The 20,762-nt window shown below is 59.2% G+C and carries 18 protein-coding genes; 8 read left to right on the top strand and 10 right to left on the bottom strand.

Annotated elements, in window-relative coordinates; translation table 11 throughout:
- Positions 1-40: 40 nt before the first annotated feature.
- Together AC27FC_RS05675 and AC27FC_RS05670 are read right to left on the bottom strand one after the other, a co-directional pair.
- Positions 41-1,486 (bottom strand): M20 family metallopeptidase, encoded by a 1,446-nt coding sequence (locus AC27FC_RS05675; protein ID WP_045888968.1) that lies wholly within the window; start codon positions 1,484-1,486, stop codon positions 41-43.
- Entirely contained in the window at positions 1,486-2,796 is a 1,311-nt protein-coding gene (locus tag AC27FC_RS05670; protein WP_094935360.1) for a M20 family metallo-hydrolase, read from the bottom strand. The genes AC27FC_RS05675 and AC27FC_RS05670 overlap by 1 nt, the downstream gene beginning before the upstream one ends.
- 175 nt (positions 2,797-2,971) lie before the next feature.
- On the opposite strand from AC27FC_RS05670, the gene AC27FC_RS05665 reads away from it, so the two are divergent.
- Together AC27FC_RS05665 and smrA are read left to right on the top strand one after the other, a co-directional pair.
- On the top strand, positions 2,972-3,883 hold the full coding sequence (locus tag AC27FC_RS05665) for a LysR family transcriptional regulator (protein ID WP_069302720.1): 912 nt from the start codon (positions 2,972-2,974) through the stop codon (positions 3,881-3,883).
- A 355-nt stretch (positions 3,884-4,238) separates the two neighbouring features.
- Complete coding sequence (gene smrA / locus AC27FC_RS05660; RefSeq protein WP_094935359.1) at positions 4,239-4,802, top strand: DNA endonuclease SmrA; 564 nt, start codon at positions 4,239-4,241, stop codon at positions 4,800-4,802.
- A 27-nt stretch (positions 4,803-4,829) separates the two neighbouring features.
- On the opposite strand, the gene tcp is transcribed toward smrA, so the two are convergent.
- A complete protein-coding gene (gene tcp, locus AC27FC_RS05655) occupies positions 4,830-6,491 on the bottom strand; it encodes a methyl-accepting chemotaxis citrate transducer (RefSeq protein WP_069302722.1) in 1,662 nt (553 codons plus the stop codon).
- A gap of 144 nt (positions 6,492-6,635) precedes the next feature.
- Here tcp and AC27FC_RS05650 point away from each other — a divergent pair, with 144 nt between their 5' ends.
- Positions 6,636-7,502, top strand: coding sequence for an aldo/keto reductase family oxidoreductase (locus AC27FC_RS05650; protein ID WP_094935358.1), 867 nt, complete (start codon positions 6,636-6,638; stop codon positions 7,500-7,502).
- Positions 7,503-7,547: 45 nt separating this feature from the next.
- On the opposite strand, the gene AC27FC_RS05645 is transcribed toward AC27FC_RS05650, so the two are convergent.
- On the bottom strand, positions 7,548-7,748 hold the full coding sequence (locus tag AC27FC_RS05645; protein ID WP_023311485.1) for a hypothetical protein: 201 nt from the start codon (positions 7,746-7,748) through the stop codon (positions 7,548-7,550).
- Between the two features lie 287 nt (positions 7,749-8,035).
- Between AC27FC_RS05645 and umuD the strand changes: the two genes are divergently transcribed.
- Positions 8,036-8,470, top strand: coding sequence for a translesion error-prone DNA polymerase V autoproteolytic subunit (gene umuD / locus AC27FC_RS05640; protein ID WP_029740280.1), 435 nt, complete (start codon positions 8,036-8,038; stop codon positions 8,468-8,470).
- On the top strand, positions 8,454-9,716 hold the full coding sequence (gene umuC, locus AC27FC_RS05635; protein ID WP_143347117.1) for a translesion error-prone DNA polymerase V subunit UmuC: 1,263 nt from the start codon (positions 8,454-8,456) through the stop codon (positions 9,714-9,716). The genes umuD and umuC overlap by 17 nt, the downstream gene beginning before the upstream one ends.
- A gap of 12 nt (positions 9,717-9,728) precedes the next feature.
- Here the strand turns inward: umuC and AC27FC_RS05630 are convergent, their stop codons facing one another.
- Complete coding sequence (locus AC27FC_RS05630) at positions 9,729-9,998, bottom strand: hypothetical protein (RefSeq protein WP_033145359.1); 270 nt, start codon at positions 9,996-9,998, stop codon at positions 9,729-9,731.
- Positions 9,999-10,081: 83 nt separating this feature from the next.
- On the bottom strand, positions 10,082-10,969 hold the full coding sequence (locus tag AC27FC_RS05625; RefSeq protein WP_196354511.1) for a LysR family transcriptional regulator: 888 nt from the start codon (positions 10,967-10,969) through the stop codon (positions 10,082-10,084).
- A 97-nt stretch (positions 10,970-11,066) separates the two neighbouring features.
- Between AC27FC_RS05625 and AC27FC_RS05620 the strand changes: the two genes are divergently transcribed.
- A complete protein-coding gene (locus AC27FC_RS05620; protein WP_196354510.1) occupies positions 11,067-12,122 on the top strand; it encodes an SDR family oxidoreductase in 1,056 nt (351 codons plus the stop codon).
- A 40-nt stretch (positions 12,123-12,162) separates the two neighbouring features.
- Here AC27FC_RS05620 and AC27FC_RS05615 read toward each other — a convergent pair whose 3' ends face one another.
- Complete coding sequence (locus tag AC27FC_RS05615; protein ID WP_196354508.1) at positions 12,163-13,143, bottom strand: NAD(P)H-dependent flavin oxidoreductase; 981 nt, start codon at positions 13,141-13,143, stop codon at positions 12,163-12,165.
- Between the two features lie 135 nt (positions 13,144-13,278).
- Between AC27FC_RS05615 and AC27FC_RS05610 the strand changes: the two genes are divergently transcribed.
- The gene (locus tag AC27FC_RS05610; RefSeq protein ID WP_196354506.1) at positions 13,279-14,163 is read left to right on the top strand and encodes a LysR family transcriptional regulator; all 885 of its coding nucleotides are present in this window, start codon (positions 13,279-13,281) and stop codon (positions 14,161-14,163) included.
- On the opposite strand, the gene AC27FC_RS05605 is transcribed toward AC27FC_RS05610, so the two are convergent.
- A complete protein-coding gene (locus AC27FC_RS05605; RefSeq protein WP_232960372.1) occupies positions 14,135-15,589 on the bottom strand; it encodes an aminotransferase-like domain-containing protein in 1,455 nt (484 codons plus the stop codon). The two genes, AC27FC_RS05610 and AC27FC_RS05605, sit on opposite strands and share 29 nt — an antisense overlap.
- A gap of 96 nt (positions 15,590-15,685) precedes the next feature.
- On the opposite strand from AC27FC_RS05605, the gene AC27FC_RS05600 reads away from it, so the two are divergent.
- Positions 15,686-16,453 carry an arylamine N-acetyltransferase family protein gene (locus AC27FC_RS05600; RefSeq protein WP_196354502.1) on the top strand — a complete coding sequence of 256 codons (768 nt, stop codon included), beginning with the start codon at positions 15,686-15,688 and terminating at the stop codon, positions 16,451-16,453.
- Between the two features lie 22 nt (positions 16,454-16,475).
- Here the strand turns inward: AC27FC_RS05600 and AC27FC_RS05595 are convergent, their stop codons facing one another.
- Complete coding sequence (locus tag AC27FC_RS05595) at positions 16,476-19,553, bottom strand: efflux RND transporter permease subunit (RefSeq protein ID WP_196354500.1); 3,078 nt, start codon at positions 19,551-19,553, stop codon at positions 16,476-16,478.
- Positions 19,550-20,698: an efflux RND transporter periplasmic adaptor subunit gene (locus tag AC27FC_RS05590; RefSeq protein ID WP_094935350.1), complete on the bottom strand. Its 1,149-nt coding sequence runs from the start codon at positions 20,696-20,698 to the stop codon at positions 19,550-19,552. Before AC27FC_RS05590 ends, AC27FC_RS05595 begins: the two co-directional genes overlap by 4 nt.
- Between the last annotated feature and the right edge of the window lie 64 nt (positions 20,699-20,762).

Genomic DNA, 20,762 nt, shown 5'->3' with positions numbered 1-20,762 from the left:
GGCGTTCCTCGGGAGTGTTGTGTTGTTGTGTTGTGTTTTTTTATTTTAAAGGTGACGGTGTCACGCCCTGTGGGATCGGACACACGTACGGTTTTTCTTGTATTTGTTGTTCGAACTCTTCACGGCATTTTTTCAGCAGCGCCGCGTCCTGCAGCAGATTGAGCGCGGTTGCGCCCATCACTTTTCCGGCCAGCAGCATGCCTTTGTGGGCAATGGAGGTACGGCCCTGCGCCACCAGCTGCCAGGTGTGCAGCGGCGTGCCGACGGTAAAGCAAGGGCTGAAGCACTGGGCGACCGGCATTTTCCAGCTGACGTCGCCCACGTCGGTTGAACCCGCCAGCACGTTGTCGGTGATGGCATAGGGCGCGACTTCATCCACCAGCAGCGTCTCCTGATGGCGCCGGGCAAAGGCTTTACCCGCGTCACCGCCCGTCGCGGCAATATTTTTCAGGCTGTTTTGCAGATCGTTGGGCGTCAGGGTGGCGCGGATCTCGCGGGCGAAGGCGCGTTCCTCCTCCGTCCAGAGCGGCGTGCCGTAGTGCTGCAACGCGCGATACATCGCCGCTTCAAGCGTGCGGTTCGGCAGGTAGCTGGAGCAGGCTTTATCAAAGCGGCACTCGACGGTGGTTTCGGTCATCATCGCCGCGCCCTGGGCGATTTTTTCGATGCGTTCGTAGATCTGCTGCGCATCGGCCATCTCCGGGGCGCGGATCAGGTACAGCACCTCCGCCTGCGCCTGCACCACGTTGGGCGAAATCCCGCCGGTGTCGGTGATGGCGTAATGGACGCGCGCTTTCTCAATGATGTGTTCGTTGAGGAAGTTTGTGCCGGTGGTCATCAGCGTCACGGCGTCAAGCGCGCTGCGTCCCAGATGGGGGGAGTTGGCCGCGTGTGCCGCCACGCCGTGAAAACGCCAGGCGGCCTGAATATTCGCCAGCGTGCTGACGTTAAACATCCCGGCGAAGGCTTCCGGATGCCAGGTGACGGCGGCATCGACGTCATCAAACAGGCCTTCGCGCACCATAAAGGTTTTCCCGGAGCCACCTTCCTCGCCGGGACAGCCATAAAAACGCACCGTTCCGCTGCCGCCGTGCTGCTCCAGCCAGCTTTTCACCGCCACCGCGCCCGCAAGCGCCGCGGTGCCTAAGAGGTTATGCCCGCAGCCGTGGCCGTTGGCTCCCGGCGTGGCGGATTGCGCCGTCGCGCAGTGCGCCTGCTGGCTTAGCCCGGCCAGCGCGTCGTATTCGCCCAGCAGGGCGATGACCGGTTTCCCGCTGCCGAAGCTGGCGATAAAGGCATTTGGAATACCGCCGGCCTCGCGCGTCAGCGTGAAGCCCTCGGCCTCAAGCTCGCTGGCGAGCCGCTCGGCGGACCAGAACTCTTCAAAGCGGGTTTCAGGACGATCCCAGATCGCGTCGGCAATATCGGTTAACGTCCGACATCGCGTGTCGATCGCATCGGCAATAAAAGCGTAGTTCTCCTGCATTACACACCTCGCGTCCACGGGAAATTGAGCGCAGTTCGCGCCAGCGTTTCAATGGCAATCGCCATGACCTGCTCATCGAAGTCGAATTTTTCGTTGTGATGTCCGGCGCTCAAATCCGTGCCGAACACCATATAGGACGCCATGCCGCCGTTCTCCTGCACGCGGGCCATCATCAGCGTGGCGTCTTCGGAACCCGCTGGCGCTTTCACCTTGTCGATGGCGTGAATAACCCCGGAAACCTGGCTCGCCTGTTCGCGCAGATAATCCACCCACGCCGGTGTCGGCGCGCTGGACGTCGCGGCCCCCATCAGGCGCATCTCAGCGCGCACGCCGTAGAGCGCCGCTGCGCCGGTAATGACCGCCTGCGCGCGTTCAAAGACGTACTGATTAATCGCTTCGCTTTCACCGCGGGTTTCAACCTTTATCAGAGCATTCGCGGGCACCACGTTGCGTCCGCTGCCCGCCTGCATCACCCCGACGTTCACCCGGGAGGCGCCGTCGCTGTGCGGGGCGATGCTGTGCAGGGCGAGGGCGGCCTGCGCGGCGGCGAGCAGGGCGTTACGTCCGTCCTCCGGCTTACCGCCCGCGTGTGCGGCAACGCCGGTAAAGTTCACGTCGAACTTGGTGGTGGCCATAAAGTTATCGCTGCCGCAAATCACCGTTCCGGCAGGGACGCCGGTACCAATATGGATGGCCGTAAAATAGTCCACGTCGTCCAGCGCCCCGGCGGCAACCATGGCGCGCGCCCCGCGGGTGCCTTCTTCGGCTGGCTGGAAGATCAGCTTGATGGTGCCGTTGAGCTGTGCGTCATTCTGCTTAAGCACCTGCGCCAGCCCCAGACCAATAGCGGTGTGGCCGTCGTGCGCGCAGGCGTGCATCATGCCCGCGTTGCAGGAGGCAAACCCGTCGCGGAACGGGCGATGGCTTTCATCCAGCGCTTCGCTTAAGTCAAGGGCATCCATGTCGACGCGAAACGCCAGGGTCGGTCCAGGGCGGCCGGTATTGAGGGTCGCCACAATGCCGGTAAACCCGCCTTCAAACGGCGCCAGCCATTTCTCAGGCGCGCCCTGCGCCCGCGCGCGGGCAAACTCTTGCGCCAGGGTAGCGGCATCGGGCAGCCCCATCCGGCTTTCGGCATCGACGACGTCGCGGCCCATCGCCAGTTCGTAGCCCAGCGAGTCGAGGATTTCCGCGACTTTCGCGGCCGTTCGAAACTCTACCCAGCCGGATTCCGCAAAATGGTGAAAATCGCGACGCCATGCGCTCAGCTGCGGGGATAGTGTCTGGATGTACTGCGCCAGTGTGTCCATATCTGTTCCTGTCATCATTAAAATATGTGAACTGCTTCACGCTGTGATAGATTTTACTTATCACTAACCGATTTTTCACAGTTTTAACCGTTCAGGAATTACCCTCGCACATCCCTTTCCATTAAAGTAGATGACAGTTTCTTTACTCTGATAAACAACGGTTATCGGTCGGGCTATGACATTCCAGATTAAATTTCATCAAATCCGGGCGTTTGTTGAGGTAGCGCGTCAGGGCAGCATTCGCGGTGCCAGCAGGACGCTGAATCTTTCCCAGCCGGCGCTGACCAAATCCATCAAAGAGCTGGAGGAGGGCATGGCGGCGCAGCTTTTCGTGCGCAGGAGTAAGGGCGTCGCGTTGACCGAATGCGGTGAGGGTTTTTACCAGCGTGCCAGGTTGATTCTGGAAGAGCTGCGCGCGGCGCAGGATGACATCCGTCAGCGGCAGGGTGAGCTGGCCGGGCAGATCAACATCGGGATGGGGGCCAGCGTTTCACGCACGCTGATGCCCGCCGTTATCACCCGCTTTCATGCGCAGCATCCGCAGGTCAAGGTGCGGATTATGGAAGGGCAGCTGGTATCGATGATCAATGAATTACGCCAGGGCGAGCTGGACTTCACCATCAACACCTATTATCAGGGACCTTACGACCAGGAATTTACGTTTGAAAAGCTCTTCGAAAAACCGTTTGCGGTATTTTGTCGGGAGGGGCATCCGGCAATGGGGGCAACGTCAATTAATGAGCTCCTGCATTATAACTGGACAATGCCGACGCCGCGGGGAAGTTATTATAAGCAATTAGAGGAGGTATTTAGTCATCGTTCGCAAATACCGCGAATTGGTGTGGTTTGCGAAACATTTTCTTCCTGTATTAGCCTGGTCGCGCAAAGTGATTTTTTAAGCATATTGCCGCAGGAGCTAGGCTGTGACCCGCTGCTGGCACACCGTCTGGTCATGCTGCCGGTTGTCGAATCGCTTCCTAAAGCAACCTATTATTTAATTCAGCGCCGTGATTCACGTCAGACGCCCCTTGCTGAGTCATTAATTACGCAGTTCAGAAGGGAAGCGAGAAAAATAATCGTCGCGTGAAATGCAGATTAAAAAAAACAGGATCTGCCCGACATCAGACAGACCCTATAGTACACACAGCAGTGCGTCCTTTCGCCAATCCTGGGTATTATTTCCATGAGGCAGGTATATTTAGGTATAACACCTTTTCTGAAAAATGAAAGGCGGGCGAGTGATTGATTTCACGAAATTTTAACATAAATCACGTATTTTACCTTTGCTGAAATTTTAGTTAAGTCTGATTTAAATCTATTTAATAATTACTATATATATTCATCAGGTTAATATTATTACCGCGCATTGCCCCGTAACGGTGATTGAGGCCGGTCTCTGGCGCAGGTATAGTACAGCCCTCGGATGTAGCCGGAGGATGTCCATGAACCCTGACGACAAATCATTTTTTCTTGACGCCATGGAAGATGTCCAGCCCCTGAAGCGCTGCGCGGATATTCACTGGCAGCCCAGCCGCAATACGCGGACGCGCGAGGAGGTGGATAGCGAACAGCTGGATAACTTCCTGACGCTGGATTTTCTTGACATGCTTCCCCTGGAAGAACCGCTGGCGTTCCAGCGCGAAGGGGTACAGCAGGGCGTTATCGATAAGCTGCGCTCGGGGAAATATGCCCGCCAGGCCAGCTTAAACCTCCTGCGCCAGCCCGCCGAACGCTGCCGTCAGATGCTCTATTCTTTTATTCGCCAGGCCGGACGCGACGGGTTACGCAATCTGATTATCATTCACGGGAAAGGGCGCGAGCAGAACTCGCATCCCAATGTGGTGCGCAGCTATCTGGCGCGCTGGTTAACCGAGTTCGAGGAAGTGCAGGCCTTCTGCGCGGCGCTGCCGCATCACGGCGGCAGCGGGGCATGTTATGTTTCACTGCGAAAATCGGATGAGGCAAAACGGGAAAACTGGGAGCGGCACGCCAAGCGCAGCCGCTAGCGGGCGATCTCCTCGCCCGCCGGTGACTCAGAACGTTTCCCAGTTGCTGTCGGTGGAGGCGGTTGTCGTTGCCGGGCGCAGCAGCTGTGGCGTTTTCAGACTGGCCGGGCGCGGGGCGACCGCTTTTTCTTTGCCGTTCAGGCGAAACGCGGCTACCGCCTGGCGCAGCTGCTCGGACTGATCTTCCAGTGCCGCAGCCGCCGTGGCGGACTCCTGCACCAGCGCGGCGTTTTGCTGCGTCACGCTGTCCATCTGCGAAACGGCCAGGCTCACCTGCTCAATACCGCGGCTCTGCTCGTCAGAGGCTGATGAAATCTCACCCATAATATCGGTCACGCGGGTGACGGCGGCGACAATTTCCTTCATGGTGGTGCCAGCCTCGCTAACCTGCTCAGAACCGGTATTCACCCGGCTGACGGAGTTCTCGATAAGCCCTTTGATCTCTTTCGCCGCCTGCGCGCTGCGGCTCGCCAGCGTACGGACTTCACCTGCAACAACCGCAAAACCACGGCCCTGTTCCCCGGCGCGTGCTGCTTCCACCGCGGCGTTAAGCGCCAGAATGTTGGTCTGGAACGCGATGCTGTCGATCACGCCGGTAATATGCGCAATTTGCTGCGAACTGTCGGCGATTTCGTTCATGGTGCGAACCACGTTATCCACGACGTGACCGCCGCGCGCGGCCGTTTCAGAGGCGTTTTTCGCCAGCAGCGTGGCCTGACGGGCGTTATCGGAGTTCTGCTTAACCGTCGCGGTCAGCTCTTCCATGCTGGCGGCGGTCTCTTCGAGCGAGGCGGCCTGCTGCTCGGTGCGGGCGGAAAGATCGTTGCTTCCTGCGGCAATTTCGCCTGCGCCGGTGTAGATGGAATCCGTACTTCCCCGTACGGCGCTGACGGTGGTCACCAGCGACTGCTGCATCTCATGCAGGCCCGCGGCCAGCTGGCCCATCTCATTGCGACCGGAGATAGCGATCTCCTGCGTCAGGTCACCCCCTGCAATGGCGCGAATATGGTTCATAATGGAGTGGAGGGGTTTTAACAGCAGGTGTTGTAAACCCTGCCAGATGACCACCAGAACCGCGATAACGGCCAGCAGAATCGCCGCCAGCGTCCACTGCATCTGCGTGAAGCTGCTCTGGTTCTCTTCGGTTGCGGCCTTCAGCAGGGTGTTGTTTTCGGCGCGCCAGCGGTTATAAACCGCCTCCATCTCGTCCTGCGCCTGCTGGGCGTCCAGATCGCCATAGGCCTGATAGTTGTCGGCACGCAGATACTCAATCGATAGGCGCATCACTTCGTGCATCTGGTTCCAGGACTTCTGCATCTCGTCGGTTAATGCCGCCTCCTGGCCGTTAACCTGCGGCAGCTTCTGCCACTCTTTGTTATAGGTTTCGGCTTTTGCCAGCGAGTCGGCTGCGGTGCCAAGCAGTTTATTGATCGCCGCAAGGGAAGCCGGATCGCGCTGGTTTTTCAGGTAGCGGATCGCCACCCGGGTGACGGTGACGCGCGTTTTCACCAGCGTGTTCACGCTGTCGCTCAGGCTTTCCTGCTGGGCATTGAGCACGCCGGAATTCTGGAAGTTATGGCGATCGTTGCTGACGGCAGAGTAGAACAACCCTCCCGTGACAACTTGCAACAGACAGAATATGGTGAGGGCAAAGATAATACCGGTAATCACGTGCAAATTTTTCAGCATAGCGGTCGTCCGTTAGAAAGGATGCAGAGGTACACCAATACTATCGTCGTATAGAATTTAAACTTTAATTTAACTCGCGCTTAACTAAGGGCTCCGGTGAGGAACCTGTTGTAAATCCGGATCATTTTTATGAGGAAGGTTAACATGAGCAGCATTGATAAAAGCGGGACGTACGCGCTCGGGACGCGGACGGTAAAACGACTGGGCTACGGTGCGATGCAGCTCGCCGGGCCGGGCGTCTTTGGTCCACCGAAGGATAAGCAGGCCGCGCTGGACGTGCTGCGCGAAGCGGCGGCGGCGGGGGTGAACCACATTGATACCAGTGATTTTTATGGTCCTCATGTCACTAACCAGCTGATCCGTGAGGCGCTTCACCCTTATCGGGACGATCTAACGCTCGTCACCAAGATTGGCGCCCGTCGCAACGACAAAGGTGCCTGGCTACCGGCCTTTTCCGCGCAGGAACTGACCCAGGCGGTGCATGACAACCTGCGTAATCTGCAGCTGGACGTGCTGGACGTGGTGAATCTCAGAATCATGTTTAGCGCGCACGGGCCGGCGGAAGGGTCAATTGCTGAACCGCTCTCCACCCTGGCCGAATTACAGCAGCAGGGGCTGGTGCGTCATATTGGCCTGAGCAACGTCACGGCCACCCAGGTTGCGGAAGCCCAGAAAATGGTTCCGGTGGTGTGCGTGCAGAACATGTACAACATTGTGAACCGGGGTGACGACGCGCTGGTGGATCTGCTGGCGCAGCAGGGGATCGCGTATGTGCCGTTCTTCCCATTGGGAGGCTTTACGCCACTGCAATCTTCCGGGCTGAAGGCCGTCGCGGATTCACTGGGCGCCACGCCAATGCAGGTTGCGCTGGCATGGCTGCTGCAGCGTTCCCCGAATATTCTGCTGATCCCAGGCACCTCTTCCGTAGCGCATCTGCGGCAAAACCTCGCGGCGGGGGAGCTGCGTTTGCCGCCTGAAGCACTGGAAACGCTGAATTCGCTGAGGGATTAAAAGTGACACGCGCAAAGCCTGGAGGGTGCTTCCGGCTTTGCGCGCTTAGGCTCCTGTCTGACTTTTCTGCCTGTGAAGCGCTAACGCTTCCGCCACAATCTCCTGCTTGCTCTTACGCGTCTCAAAGGCGGTGGTTCTGATGTACTCCATCAGATCGGGATCGATGCGGGCGCTCAGCATCCTGAGATCGGCCTCCTTTGCCAGACCGCGTGCAACACGCTTGTCTGGATAGTCACGGGCTGGCATTGAAAATATTCTCCAGTAAGTCTTGTTAATTCGTGCCGTAAAATATGCTTTTATCTGACTTAAAAGTCAACATGTAGTTATTGCATAGTGATGTTATTTTTTATAAGTCATAAACTAGATGACTTTTATATGACTTGTGCTGTCAGGCCTGTTAACGGCGGGCAACGTTGCTAAATTAAAACCGCTCAAACTTCAACGCGTTTGGGTTCGCCTTTGGAAATGACCTTGATCCTTGTCCATAATCCGTAATACTGTATTTATATACAGTACCTGGCGAGAAAGGCATTATGGACACTCTCTTTTCTTATCACCCAAAACAAGACATTGAATTACCTTTGTTTTTAGAACGCGTTGCCTGTGGTTTCCCCAGCCCGGCGCAGGATTATGTGGAGGATCGTCTCGATCTTAACCGGCTGGCAGTCAGACACCCCAGTGCGACCTATTTTATCAAGGTGAGTGGAGACTCCATGATTGGGGCGGGGATCGGCGACGGCGATCTGCTGGTGGTCGATCGTTCGTTAAATGCCGAACACGGGGATATCGTCGTGGCGTCGGTCGCCGGTGAGTTTACGGTGAAAGAGCTACAGACCCGTCCGGTTCTGAGACTTCTGCCGCATAATGCCCGCTATCAGCCGATTACCTTTCAGTCTGAAGAGGAGCTGCAGATCTTCGGCGTCGTCACCCACACGCTCAAAACGCATAAACATGTTCGCGCTGGTTGATGTGAATAGCTTTTACGCCTCCTGCGAGCGGGTCTTCCGCCCCGATCTGCAGGGGAAACCCATCGTGGTGGTGTCCAATAACGACGGCTGCATCATTTCGCTGTCGCGGGAGGCAAAGCAGTTCGGCATAAAAATGGGTGAGCCGTATTTTAAATTCAAAGAAAAGCTATATCCGTCAAAAGTTTACGTCTTTAGCTCGAACTATGCGCTGTATGCCGATCTCAGCAGTCGGGTCATGCAGACGCTGACCGATCTCGCCCCGGCAATAGAGATTTACTCCATCGATGAAGCGTTCGTGAACGTTTCAGGGGTCAGCCACTGCCTGTCGCTGGAAGCGTTCGGTCACCAGATGCGCACAGAGGTCTTTAAAAATACGGGCCTAACCGTTGGCGTCGGTATTGCCCCGACCAAAACCCTTGCAAAGCTGGCCAACTATGCGGCGAAACGCTGGGCCAGCACGGGCGGCGTGGTCGATCTCTCAGGCCGCGAGCGGCAGCGTAAGCTGCTGGAAAAGGTTCCGGTAGAGGAGGTGTGGGGCGTAGGGCGGCGCATCACGAAAAAGCTCAACGCTATGGGCATTACCACGGCGCTGGAGCTGGCGGAAGCGTCGTCCTGGGTCATCCGCAAACATTTCAACGTGGTACTGGAGCGGACGGCCCGCGAGCTGCGCGGTGAGCCCTGTCTTGATCTGGAGGAGTTCACCCCCACCAAGCAGCAAATCATCTGTAGCCGTTCGTTTGGACACCGTATTACCCAATATGAAGAGATGCACCAGGCCATTTGCGCCTACGCGGAACGCGCTGCGGAAAAACTGCGCGGCGAGCATCAATACTGTTGTTTTATCAGCGTGTTTGTGCGCACCAGCCCGCACGCGGATAACGAAATTTATTACGGCAATCAGGCTTCCGTCACCCTGATGACGCCTACCAATGACTCACGGGATATCATCCGCGCCGCCACGGAGGCGCTGGGGCGTATATGGCTCGACGGCTATCGCTATATGAAAGCCGGGGTCATGCTTGCGGACTTTTTCAGCAGCGGCGTCGCCCAGCTTAACTTGTTTGACGATAATCGCCTGCGCGCCAACAGCGCGGCGCTGATGGAAACGATCGACAGCCTGAATCATTCCGGCAAAGGGAAGATATGGTTTGCCGGGCAGGGTATTGAGAAATCCTGGGCGATGAAGCGTGAGATGCTGTCACCGGCCTATACGACGCGGTACGCCGATTTGCCGGTGGCGAAGTAGAAGATGGTTGCGTTATTTCTTTTGCGTCAACCAGGTTGCCGCAGCCGTCAGCACGCCAATCCACGGCATTTGGCCCGCTCCGGCCAGGAAGTTATGGCGATCGATCTCGTTATTTTTACGGATATCGGCAAGGCGGGTAAGCGCCTCTTTTTCATCCGCGGCGCCAATCTCCTCAAACTGTTTTTCAAACCCCTGAGCGATGAGCTGAGCGGCCGCATCGGTGTTTGCGCTCTCGATCGCAATGAGGTTCGGGCCTTTTTGGAAAAAACGGTAATCCGGCATAAGTGCTCCAGAAAGAGGAGGATACGGTAAAAACACTCTATTCCTGGCGGTTAAAAAATGCACGTGATTTACGGCGGAAATAATCAATTTTTCTTTATTATTTCAGGCAGTAACTGCTCGATTACGCTGACGACCTTTCTGACGCGCTGCGGAATAAAGCGGGCGTCAGGGTAGACGGCATAGAGGAAGCGATCGGGTAACCGCCAGTCGGGCAGCACCGGTACCAGCGTGCCCGCCTGCAGCGCCCTGTCCACGAGCGGTCGCTGCATGCCGCCGATACCCATGCCGGATTCCAGCGCCTGCAGCAGCGCGTCGCTGGTGTTGGCTCGGAAAACAGTATTCACGTTGATCTCGACCGTTTCCTCGTCGGACATCAGGCGCAGGGGGGCATCCAGCGGAATACCGCTGAACCGTACGTGTGGCAGCGTCGCCAGCTCGCTGACGGCGTGTACCACCTGAAAACCGGGAGCGGCAAACAGCGCGGCTTCAATACGCGCCAGCACGCGAGCCGCGTGCGCCTGCGGAGGCTCACTGCCCAGCCGTATCGCGACATCCACGCCCTCCGTCACCAGATCGGCAAGGCGGTCATCCAGGGAAAGCATCAGCTGCAGTTCGGGATGCAGGTGCTGCAGCGCCTGCAGATGCGGCAAAAAAATCTGCCCCAGGCCGCTCGGCAACTGGACATGGACGCGTCCCTGAACGCGATGGTCGGCAGGATGTAAACGCCTCTCCGCTTCCCCCATGGCGTCCAGCACAAGCTGCATATCACGCCGGTAACGTTCACCCTGTTCGGTCAGCTTCATCGTACGCGTCGTACGGTGCAGCAGCACCACGCCAAGCTCATCCTCAAGCGCCGCGATCTGTTGACTGACGGCGGACTGCTTAATGCCGGTCTGACGGGCGGCCGCTGAAAACGAGCCCGCTTCAGCGACGCGTAGAAAGGTAGAAATGGCGGTGAGCTTATTATTCATTTAATGATTCTGCTTATAAGTGCCATCGGTTTCAGGGGATATCTCCAGAAAAAATAATAGATCACACTGCGTCTGTCACCCTTTGCGGAGAAACACCATGAATAAGATGCAGCAACACAACGTCGCCCTGGTCGCGGGGGCCAGCGGCATTGTCGGCAGACAGCTGGTCAACACGCTCCTGCACCATCAGTGGGAAGTGATCGGCCTCAGTCGCCGCGAGGTAACCCATCCGGACGGCATTCCCATGGTGAACGTTGATTTACTGGATGCGCAGGACACCGCAAGGGCGCTGCACGCCCTGAACGGTATTACCCACATCTTTTACAGCGCCTGGGCGAACGCGGCGAACTGGACGGACATGGTTGAGCCGAACGTCACCATGCTGCGCAATCTGGTCAGCACCCTCGAAAAAACGGCACCTTTGCAGACGGTCAGCCTGATGCAGGGGTACAAAGTCTATGGTGCGCATCTGGGGCCGTTTAAAACCCCGGCGCGGGAAAGCGATCCCGGCGTGCCGGGTGCCGAATTTAACGCCGCGCAGCTCGCGTGGCTCAGCCAGTTTCAGCGGGGGAAAGACTGGCACTGGAATGCCATCAGGCCGGGCGTGGTGGGGAGCCCGGTACCGGGCAATGCCATGAACCTTGCGCTGAGCATCGCCCTGTACGCCTCCCTGTGCAGGGCGCAGGGTTTACCGCTGCGTTTTCCCGGTTCGGAACAGGCCTGGCACAGCATCGTTGACCATACCGACGCCGGGCTGCTGGCCGAGGCCACGCTGTGGGCCGCCGCGTCACCTGCGGCACAGAATCAGGCGTTCAACGTAAACAATGGCGATATCTGGCGCTGGAGCGAGCTGTGGCCGCGTATTGCGCGCTGGTTTGAACTGGACTCTGCGCCGCCGGTGAGGCTGTCATTTCATCAGCTGTTTAACGACTATCGCGGCGTATGGCGCGAGCTTGCCGAAGAGGGGCTGGCGGAAGCGGATATTTTGCAGCTGAGCGACGGCCATTTTGCCGATTTTGTCTTTGGCTGGAATTACGACATGTTTGGTGACGGGAGCAAGCTGCGCAGGGCGGGCTTTACGCAAATGCAGGCGACCGATGAGATGTTTTTCAGCCTGTTCGCGCAGATGAGAGCCGCGCGGATTATTCCCTGATGAGCCTGGGCGTCCTGGGGCAGCCCAGGACGCCGGGTGCTTACTCAACCGTTAACGCATTCACAACTTCGGCCACGCTTTTCACGCTGCGGATGTTCCCAATCCCCGTGCCGAGCGCGATATAGCCTTCATCGGTATTATCTTCCAGCATGCCCAGGCGCAGGCCCCGTAATCCTCCCATCGCCTTGCCCAGCGCGTCGTTGCTTGCGCCAGCTTTATCCATCGCCGCCAGTTTTTCCGCCAGCTTGCCGGGAAGAGCGCGGTAGTAATGGGGCACGGTGCGGAAAAGCAGCAAATCGAGACCGTTGGCGGCAACGATTTTCTCTTTGACCCCCTGCGGCACGCGGCTTTCTTCCGTGCTGATAAAGACCGACCCGGCAAACACGCCTTCCGCGCCCAATGCATGCGCCGCTCTGGCGGTGCGGTTATCGGTAATGCCGCCCGCGGCCATCACCGGAATGTGCTTCACGGCATCGGCAATCAGCGGCACGATGGAAAAGGTGCCAAGCGCCGTTGCGGGTAACGTTCCACCCTCATCAAAACCGGTGGCGACGATAATGTCAGCCCCCATTTCTTCTGCGAGGCGGGTGTTCTCCGGCGTTGGGTTGATGTCGCGGTAGATAATGGCGATACCCGCCTCTTTTAACTCGCGGAACAGGGCGGGAATAATGCTGCCTTCCCCGTAGCCCGTATACACCACGACCCTGACGCCTTCGTCTTTCACCACCTGAAGAATAGGCCCAGTCCAGACGTCATTAACGGCCGTGGGGATCAGGTTCACGCCAAACGGTTTCTCGGTCAGCCGTTTGGTTTTACGAATTTCTTCGCGCATTTTTTCGGCGGTCTCTTCCGGCGTGGAGACCGCGGTGTCGGCGGTTAAACCGGCATTGGGCCCCAGCACGCCGAGCCCTCCGGCATTGCTGACCGCAGCAACTAAACGGGCATCCGTGAGCCAGGATAACGGCCCCTGAATAACAGGTTTTTCGATGCCCAGGATCTGACAAATACGGTTATTTTTCATAGCAGACTCTCCCTCACGTTTGAATGGGGAAGAGTGTAGGGCGGAGGATTGTTAGGAAAAATAGCCAAAAAGATTCATCACTGTTATAAAATTAATAACAATCACATTATTCTGCTCGCGGCAAAAGCATTCCTTATGCAAATAAACCTCTTTGAAGCTCTTCGAATTTTTATTGAAATTGTCGAGTCAGGCAGTCTTAGCCAGGCGGCGGAGAATCTGCAGATCCATCGTCCGGCAGTCACCAAAGCGTTACAGCTTCTGGAGCAGCACAGCGGCACGCGGCTACTGCAGCGCACAACGCGTCGGATTAGCCTGACCCCGGATGGGGAAGCGTTTTATCGCCGGAGCAAACCCCTGCTGGCGCAGGCGGACGAATTGCTGGAGTCGTTTGGTACGGACCGGGCAATACACGGCCAGCTGCGTGTGGATATGCCGGTCTCTTTTGCCACGCTGCGGGTGATACCCAATCTGCCTGATTTTTATCGTCAGCATCCTGAGATCGACATCATTCTGAGCAGCTCTGACCGCCGTCGGGATATGCTGCGGGATGGCCTGGACTGCGTGCTGCGGGTGGGAGAGCTGGAGGACGGCGAGTATATCGCGCGTAAAATCGGGAACATCAAAATCACGACCTGCGCCAGCCCGGCCTGGCTGGCAAAGCACGGTACGCCAGAAACGCCGGATGATTTATACAAACATCAGGCCATCAACTGGATTAATAACCGCAGCCGACAAATTCATCCGTGGACGTTTACCACGCCAGAAGGCATCGCGGAGATTACCCTGCCCGGTAAGCTTGTCGTGGATAACTCCGAGGCCTACATCGCGGCAGGTCTGGCCGGACTGGGGTTAATGCAGGGGATGAATCTCTTTCTCCAGCCTTACATTGACCGCGGTCTTCTGGTTGAAGTCCTGCCGGACTATCGCTCGCCGGACCGCAAGCTGTCACTGCTCTATCCACACCGCCACCTCTCCCGCAAGGTGCGGGTCTTTACCGAGTGGCTGGAGAGTCTGGTGTGAAAGCGGCCAGCTCGTGACACAGCGCGCCAATCTGTTCTACGGCGTTCAGCAGGCGGGGCGTGGGTTCGTTTGCGCAGTTCAGCCGCAGAAAGTGCGTTAACTCTGCGGCAGGTGAAAACAGAGGGCCAGGGCTGACGCCAATGCCCAGCGCCAGCGCGCGACGATGCACCTCCAGCGCGTTGACCCGCTGAGGCAGTTCAACCCACAGCAGGAAACCGGCAGCGGGCACGTTAACGCGCGTACCGGGCGGAAAGCTCGCCTTGACCTGCGCCACGACGGCGCGAACGCCCTCTGCGATCCGGCGCTTCAGCCGCCGCAGATGGCGATCGTAGTCGCCGCTCGCCAGAACCTCGCTCGTCGCCGCTTCCAGCAGCGGGGCGCCAGCCCATTCTCCGGCCATGCGGGCCTGTAAGACCTGCGGGGTGTAGCGTCCGGCGGCGATCCAGCCGATTCGCCATCCGGGCGCAAGCGTTTTAGACAGGGAACTGCAGTAGATCACATTCCCGCTCTGGTCGAACGCCTTGCAGGCCGGAGGGCGTTGCCCCTCGCCGACCAGGTCACCGTAAACATCGTCCTCAATCAAAGGAATTTCAGCCTCTTCAAGCAGGGCAACCAGTTCCTGCTTGCGCGCGACGGGCATGCTGGCACCCAAAGGGTTTTGCACGGTGGGCGAGGCCAGAACGGCCGCAGGGCGGTGGCAGCGAATGGCGTCCGCCAGCGGTTCCAGCAGCAGGCCTTCCACAGGGTCGGTGGGGATCGCTAAAGCCTTCAGGCCTAAATCCTCCAGCAGCAGGAGCGTGCCAAAGTAGGCGGGCTGCTCAATCGCCACGACATCGCCCGGCTGGCACACGGCCCGAAGGGCCAGGCGCAGCGCCTGCGTCGCGCCTGCGGTAATAATGAGATCGTCCGCGCCGAACCGGGCTCCCCACTGGGCAGAACGCGCGGCAATCCTGCTTCGCAAATCCCGCCTTCCCGGAGGCAGGCTGTAGCTCTGTCCATGCGCGTCCAGGCGACGGCCCGCAGAGTGCAACGCCCGCTGCAGGGCATCTCCCGGCAGCCACGCGGGATCGGGCAGGGCGGCGCCCAGCGGGATCAGCCGGGCTTCTGCACTGCTGAACAGCGACCGGGCCACGGCGGACATTGTGACGGGGACCGGGCCCGGCGTGGAACGCGCGGGCTCCGTGCGCGGAGGCTGGCTGGTCTGACGGATGTAATAGCCTGAACGCGGGCGCGCAACGATCAGCCCTTCAGCCTCCAGGCAGCGAAGGGCCTCCAGCGCCGTCGGAAGGCTAACGCGCTCGCGTTCGGCCAGTTTGCGCGCGGAGATCATCCTGTCACCGGCGCGCAGCGCGCCGGACGTAATGGTAAGACGCAGCATATCCGCAATACGGCGATAGTGAGGAGAGGACTGGGACGGGGCAGACATGGGTAACTGTTCAGGCTAATTTTCGATAAAACTGACTATACAGCCAATGATGCGCGCCATCTATAGTGTCCGGCATGTTCAGGACAAGGAGGCATTATGCACAGCGATAACTTCAACATTTCCACCTATTTCAAACGCATAAACTACACCGGACCGGCGGGTGCCGATACGGCCACCCTGCATGCGCTGATGCGTCATCAGCTCTTTTCCGTTCCCTTTGAAAATCTGGACGTGCAGGCGGGCAAAGTTGTCTCGCTGGCGCCAGACGATATCGCCGATAAGGTGTTAACGCAGGGGCGCGGCGGCTACTGCTATGAGGTAAACGGGCTTTTTGCCATGGCGCTGGCGGCGTTAGGGATCTCTTACCGCTTCGTGGCGGCGCGCCCGATGTTCTACCCCGTGCGGCGGCCGAAAACCCACATGGCGATCGTCGCTGAGGTAGATAGCCGACAGTGGCTTTGCGATCTCGGGTTCGGCAGCTACGGCATTCGTGCGCCGATGGCGCTGGACACGCTTGATGTGGATATCATGCAGGATTTCGACACGTTTCGGCTAAGCCGCGGCGCGGAGGGTGAGTATCTGCTTGAGGCGAAGGTTGAGGGAGAGTGGGCCCGGCAGTACGGCTTTGATCTCACCCCTCAGGAATGGATTGACTTCGTTCCGGCCAACTACCTTAACTCCACGCACCCGGATGCCATCTTTGTGCAGAAGCGGGTGGTGGTGCAACACAGCCCGGAGGGACGCCAGATTTTGCTGGGCGATATGCTGAAAACCATCACGGCGAACGGCACTGAAACGCGGAAACTGGCGGAGGATGAAATCCGCCATGTCCTGAAAGACCGTTTTGCGCTGACCGCCGCGTAATCTGCCGGGAAACGGTGGAGCCTCAGCGCAGTCCGTCTTCTGTGGCGTTGCGCTGAGCTCCCCACTGTAACAGCAGGCTAAACGACGCGGGTAATACGGTCAGCGTCACCAGCGTCGCGACCAGCAGCCCGCCGATAATCGCATAGGCCATTGGCCCCCAGAAGACCTGATGAGAGATCGGGATCATGCCCAGAATGGCGGCGCAGGCGGTCAGGCAGATGGGCCTGGCCCGGTGCTCCGCGGCCGCCATAATCGCGGCATCGTTTGCCATCCCCTGAGCAAGATTGCTGTCAACTTCGCTAATCAGTATCACCGCGTTGCGCACGATCATTCCCGCCAGAGCGATGACGCCCAGCAGCGCGACAAACCCCATCGGCGTGCCGCCGGGCAGCATAGCCAGCACGATCCCCGGCAGGCCAAACGGGGCCATCAGGAGGGCCAGCAGCATCCGGGAATAACGCCGCAGCTGAAGCATCAGCAGCAACAGCATGATGACCAGCGTTACCGGAAGAACGGTAAAGACGGAGCTGTTCCCCTTGTCCGATTCGGCAACCGCGCCGCCCTCTTCAATGCTGTAACCTGCGGGCAGGCTCGCGCGCAGCTTGTCGACCGCCGGACGAAGCGCCGCGGATACCGCTTCAGCCTTCAGCCCCGGGGCAAGGTCCGTTTGCACCGTGATGAAGGGCACGCGCTGCCGACGCCAGACGACCGGATCGTCCACGCCCCAGACCGGCGTCGCGACGGCGCTGAGCGGAATTTTTTTACCTTCATTCCCCTGAATCGTGAGCGAGGAGAGGGTGGAGGTGCTGTGACGTGCATCGTCCGTGGCCCGCAGCACCACGTCGACAAGGCGGTCGTTATCCCTGATGGAGGTAACAACGCTGCCGGACCAGACGGTGTTCAGCGTGCGGGCGAGGCTTTCTGACGATACTCCCGCCGCTCTGGCCGCCGTCTGATTCACCTTAAGGGTGATGACCCTCTCCGGCTCTCCGGCCGTCTGGTTAACGTCGCGTGAGAACGGGGACTGTCCAATCGCGTCCGTGAGACGGTTCGCCAACGCCCGGACCTGCAGATAATCTGGCCCGCTCACCCGGTATTTGATGGGCCAGCCGACGGGCGGCCCCAGCTCAAGGGGCGACACGCGCGTGATGATGTCGCTAAACTGCGTCGCCAGGATCCTGTTGAGCTGAGCATGCAGACGATCCCGCGCCTCAAGATCCTTAGCCACCACGACCATCTGGGCGATATTTTCATTTTCCAGCAGCACGTCCATCGGCAGGTAAAAACGGATGGCGCCCGACCCGACGTACGTCGAATAGCGATCGATGTTGCCGTTGCCTGCCAGCGCCTTTTCCAGCTTTTCCACCTCTCTTAACGTTTCCGGCTGCGACGCGTTGGCCGGAAGCGTCAGGCTGACCAGCAGCTCTGGCCGGTCCGAAGCGGGGAAAAACTCGCCCTGCATAAACGTTGTGCCGTACGCTGACAGCCCCAGCGCGGCAAGCGCAATCAGCACGGTAGCGAGCCGGTGGCGCAGTGCCAGGCGTAAAAGCCGTCCGTACCCGCGCGCGATCCTGCCGGGGCCTGCCGCGTGATGTCTGACTTTTTCCGGCAGCAGCCACGTGCCCGTCAGCGGCGAAAACAGGATCGCGACAGCCCAGGAGCAGAGCAGGGCAATGAGCACCACCGCAAACAGGGAAAAACAGTATTCACCGGCGCTGGAGGCCGCAAAACCAACGGGAATAAAGCCGGCAATCATCACCAGAGTACCGGTGAGCATCGGGAAGGCCGTCGTTTTGAACGCATGCGTGGCCGCGTGCCGACGGGAATCCCCCGCTTCCAGCCGGGAGACCATCGTTTCGACGGCGATCATGGCGTCATCCACCAGCAGGCCCAGGGCAATGATCAGCGCCCCGAGCGAGATACGCTGAAGGCCGATGCCGGCGAGCATCATGCCGGCAAACGTCATGGCGAGCACCAGCGGAATGGCCGTCGCCACCACCAGTCCGGCCCGTAACCCCAGCGAGACAAATGAAACCGCCAGCACGATAACAACGGCTTCGATAAGCACCCGGATAAACCCGCTTACCGCGTCACTGACCACCGCTGACTGATCGGCAACTTTCACCATCTCGATACCGTGCGGCAGCCCGGCGCTGAGGGCCGCCATTCTGGCATTCAGCGCAGCGCCGAAACGCAGCATGTTGCCCGTTGGCGCCATCGACACCGCCAGCCCGATAGCCGGTTTGCCGTTCACCCGGTAGGCCGGGGCCGGTGGCTCGGCGATTTCCCGGGTGACGGTGGCAATGTCGGTCAGCGGAATATAGCGATTGTTCACGTGCAGCGTGACGGCGCGTAAGCTCTCCTCGGTCGTGAGCGCTCCGCTGACCTTGATCGCCATGTTCTCTTTTTCGGTACGCATTGTTCCTGCCGGGACAACGGCGTTTTGCGCCCGGAGGGCGTCGGCGACCGCCTGAATATCGAGCCCCATCCCGGCCAGGCGCGCCGGAGAAAAGGCGAGAACCCACTGCTCCTGCTGTTCGCCCAGCAGGGTGGTTTTGCCTATATCCGGCAGGGACATGAGCTCGCGCCGTATTGTCTCTGCGCGATCCCGCACCTCCCGCAGGGTAAAACCTTCGGGAATAAAGGCGTAAATTGTGCCGAACGTGTCGTCAAACTCGTCGTCCACGGCAGGACCTTGCACCCCTTCGGGCAGGGACGGCGCGATGTCCTGCATTTTTTTGCGAACCTGATACCAGATATCCGGCACGCGTTGCGGGGGCGTATCGTCACGGAGGTTGACGTGGATAACGGTGCGTCCGGCCCGGGTTTCACTTTCGAGATAGTCCAGCCAGGGCGTTTCCTGCAGCTTTTTTTCAAGCGTATCGGTCAGCAGGCGGGTGGTATCCGCCACGGAGGCTCCCGGCCACTGCGCGGAGACGACGGCCGTTTTAATGGTAAAAGCCGGATCTTCGTTACGCGGCAGCTTCTCATAGCAGAACACGCCCATCGCAATCACCAGCAGCATGAAAAAGCTGACCATCTGCTGGTTCTTCAGCGCCCAGGCGGAGAGGTTAAATTTGGCTTCCGGTACTGTGTTCATGGCTGAACCTCTCCGGCAACCACCGGCTCGCCGGATCGTAATGTGCTCACGCCCGCCGTAATCACCCTGTCGCCCGGCTCAAGGCCGGAGGCAATCATGACGGAGGTGGCCGTATAGCTCGCGGGCACCACCGCGCGCAGCTGCGCCCGCGACTGCGGGGTAATCACAAAAACGGCCGGTTTGTCGCCGATGCGGGTCAGCGCCGAGGCGGGAAGGGTGTAGCCGCGCGGGGCAGACGATGGCAACGTGACGGTTACGCTGGCGCCCAGCGCCATGGCCGCCGGCGGGTTTTGCAGGGTGGCCCTGACGCGCCAGGTGCGGGTCTGAGGATCGGCCTGCGGCGTGATATCCCGCAGCACGGCAGACGCCTGCACCGACGGGTCGCTGAGGAGGGAAACCCGCAACTCCGCCTTATCCAGAGGCGGGATCGCATCCGGAGTGGCAATATCAAACGCCACGTCGCGGGCTTCACTCGTTGCCAGCGTCAGCACGGACTGACCGTCGCTGACAACCTGCCCCGCAGAAGCGTTCACGGCGGTGATGACGCCCGCCTGCGGCGCGATCAGGCGCGTCCAGCCGAGGCTTTCGCGGGCATTTCGCCACGCGGCCTCGCTGCTTTTTAAGCGCGCGCGGGCGACAAGCCAGTCCGCACGGGCGCTGTCGAGCTGCGTGCGGGCTATCGCGCCCGTTGGCATGAGCTTTTGCATTCGACTGACGTTAAGCGCGGCGACCTGCGCCGAGGCTTTAGCACCTTCATAGTCGGCCGCCGCGCTGTCGAGCTGGTTTTGCCCGGTCGTGTTGTCAAGCGTGGCCAGCAGCTGTCCGGCAGTGACCCGGTCGCCAATATCAACGCTGCGCGTCAGTATCCGACCCCCGGTCCGAAAGCTCAGGGTCGTTTCATCGCGGGCATGGATCTCACCGGTTCTTTCCAGCGCGGGAAGGGTTTGGGCGGTGCCAACGACGACGTAGCGTACCGCTCGCGCAGGATCGGGCTTATTTTCGTGTTTATCACCGCAGCCGGTCAGCGGAAAAATCGCCAGCGCAAGCAGGGCCAGGGGAAGAAAATGCAGCCAGGAAAGGGTGCGCGCCACGCCGTACAAATGATGCAGGCAGTGGCGGAGGGAGAGAAAAAATTCGTCTGACATAACGCCGCTCCATAAAGGGAATGGCGTTATTAAATGCGCGCTACGTCGAGAAAGATTCGATGTT

Source organism: Enterobacter sp. C3_dUdeg (genome assembly GCF_057536195.1).
Note: the sequence above shows the minus strand (reverse complement) of the source record. Positions and strands in the feature narration are given on the sequence as shown.

Bases quoted from the DNA above. Each gene is read 5' to 3' on its own strand.
- AC27FC_RS05675 (WP_045888968.1), bottom strand. From the start codon at position 1,486: ATGCAGGAGAACTACGCTTTTATTGCCGATGCGATCGACACGCGATGT.
- AC27FC_RS05670 (WP_094935360.1), bottom strand. From the start codon at position 2,796: ATGGACACACTGGCGCAGTACATCCAGACACTATCCCCGCAGCTGAGC.
- AC27FC_RS05665 (WP_069302720.1), top strand. From the start codon at position 2,972: ATGACATTCCAGATTAAATTTCATCAAATCCGGGCGTTTGTTGAGGTA.
- smrA (WP_094935359.1), top strand. From the start codon at position 4,239: ATGAACCCTGACGACAAATCATTTTTTCTTGACGCCATGGAAGATGTC.
- tcp (WP_069302722.1), bottom strand. From the start codon at position 6,491: ATGCTGAAAAATTTGCACGTGATTACCGGTATTATCTTTGCCCTCACC.
- AC27FC_RS05650 (WP_094935358.1), top strand. From the start codon at position 6,636: ATGAGCAGCATTGATAAAAGCGGGACGTACGCGCTCGGGACGCGGACG.
- AC27FC_RS05645 (WP_023311485.1), bottom strand. From the start codon at position 7,748: ATGCCAGCCCGTGACTATCCAGACAAGCGTGTTGCACGCGGTCTGGCA.
- umuD (WP_029740280.1), top strand. From the start codon at position 8,036: ATGGACACTCTCTTTTCTTATCACCCAAAACAAGACATTGAATTACCT.
- umuC (WP_143347117.1), top strand. From the start codon at position 8,454: ATGTTCGCGCTGGTTGATGTGAATAGCTTTTACGCCTCCTGCGAGCGG.
- AC27FC_RS05630 (WP_033145359.1), bottom strand. From the start codon at position 9,998: ATGCCGGATTACCGTTTTTTCCAAAAAGGCCCGAACCTCATTGCGATC.
- AC27FC_RS05625 (WP_196354511.1), bottom strand. From the start codon at position 10,969: ATGAATAATAAGCTCACCGCCATTTCTACCTTTCTACGCGTCGCTGAA.
- AC27FC_RS05620 (WP_196354510.1), top strand. From the start codon at position 11,067: ATGAATAAGATGCAGCAACACAACGTCGCCCTGGTCGCGGGGGCCAGC.
- AC27FC_RS05615 (WP_196354508.1), bottom strand. From the start codon at position 13,143: ATGAAAAATAACCGTATTTGTCAGATCCTGGGCATCGAAAAACCTGTT.
- AC27FC_RS05610 (WP_196354506.1), top strand. From the start codon at position 13,279: ATGCAAATAAACCTCTTTGAAGCTCTTCGAATTTTTATTGAAATTGTC.
- AC27FC_RS05605 (WP_232960372.1), bottom strand. From the start codon at position 15,589: ATGTCTGCCCCGTCCCAGTCCTCTCCTCACTATCGCCGTATTGCGGAT.
- AC27FC_RS05600 (WP_196354502.1), top strand. From the start codon at position 15,686: ATGCACAGCGATAACTTCAACATTTCCACCTATTTCAAACGCATAAAC.
- AC27FC_RS05595 (WP_196354500.1), bottom strand. From the start codon at position 19,553: ATGAACACAGTACCGGAAGCCAAATTTAACCTCTCCGCCTGGGCGCTG.
- AC27FC_RS05590 (WP_094935350.1), bottom strand. From the start codon at position 20,698: ATGTCAGACGAATTTTTTCTCTCCCTCCGCCACTGCCTGCATCATTTG.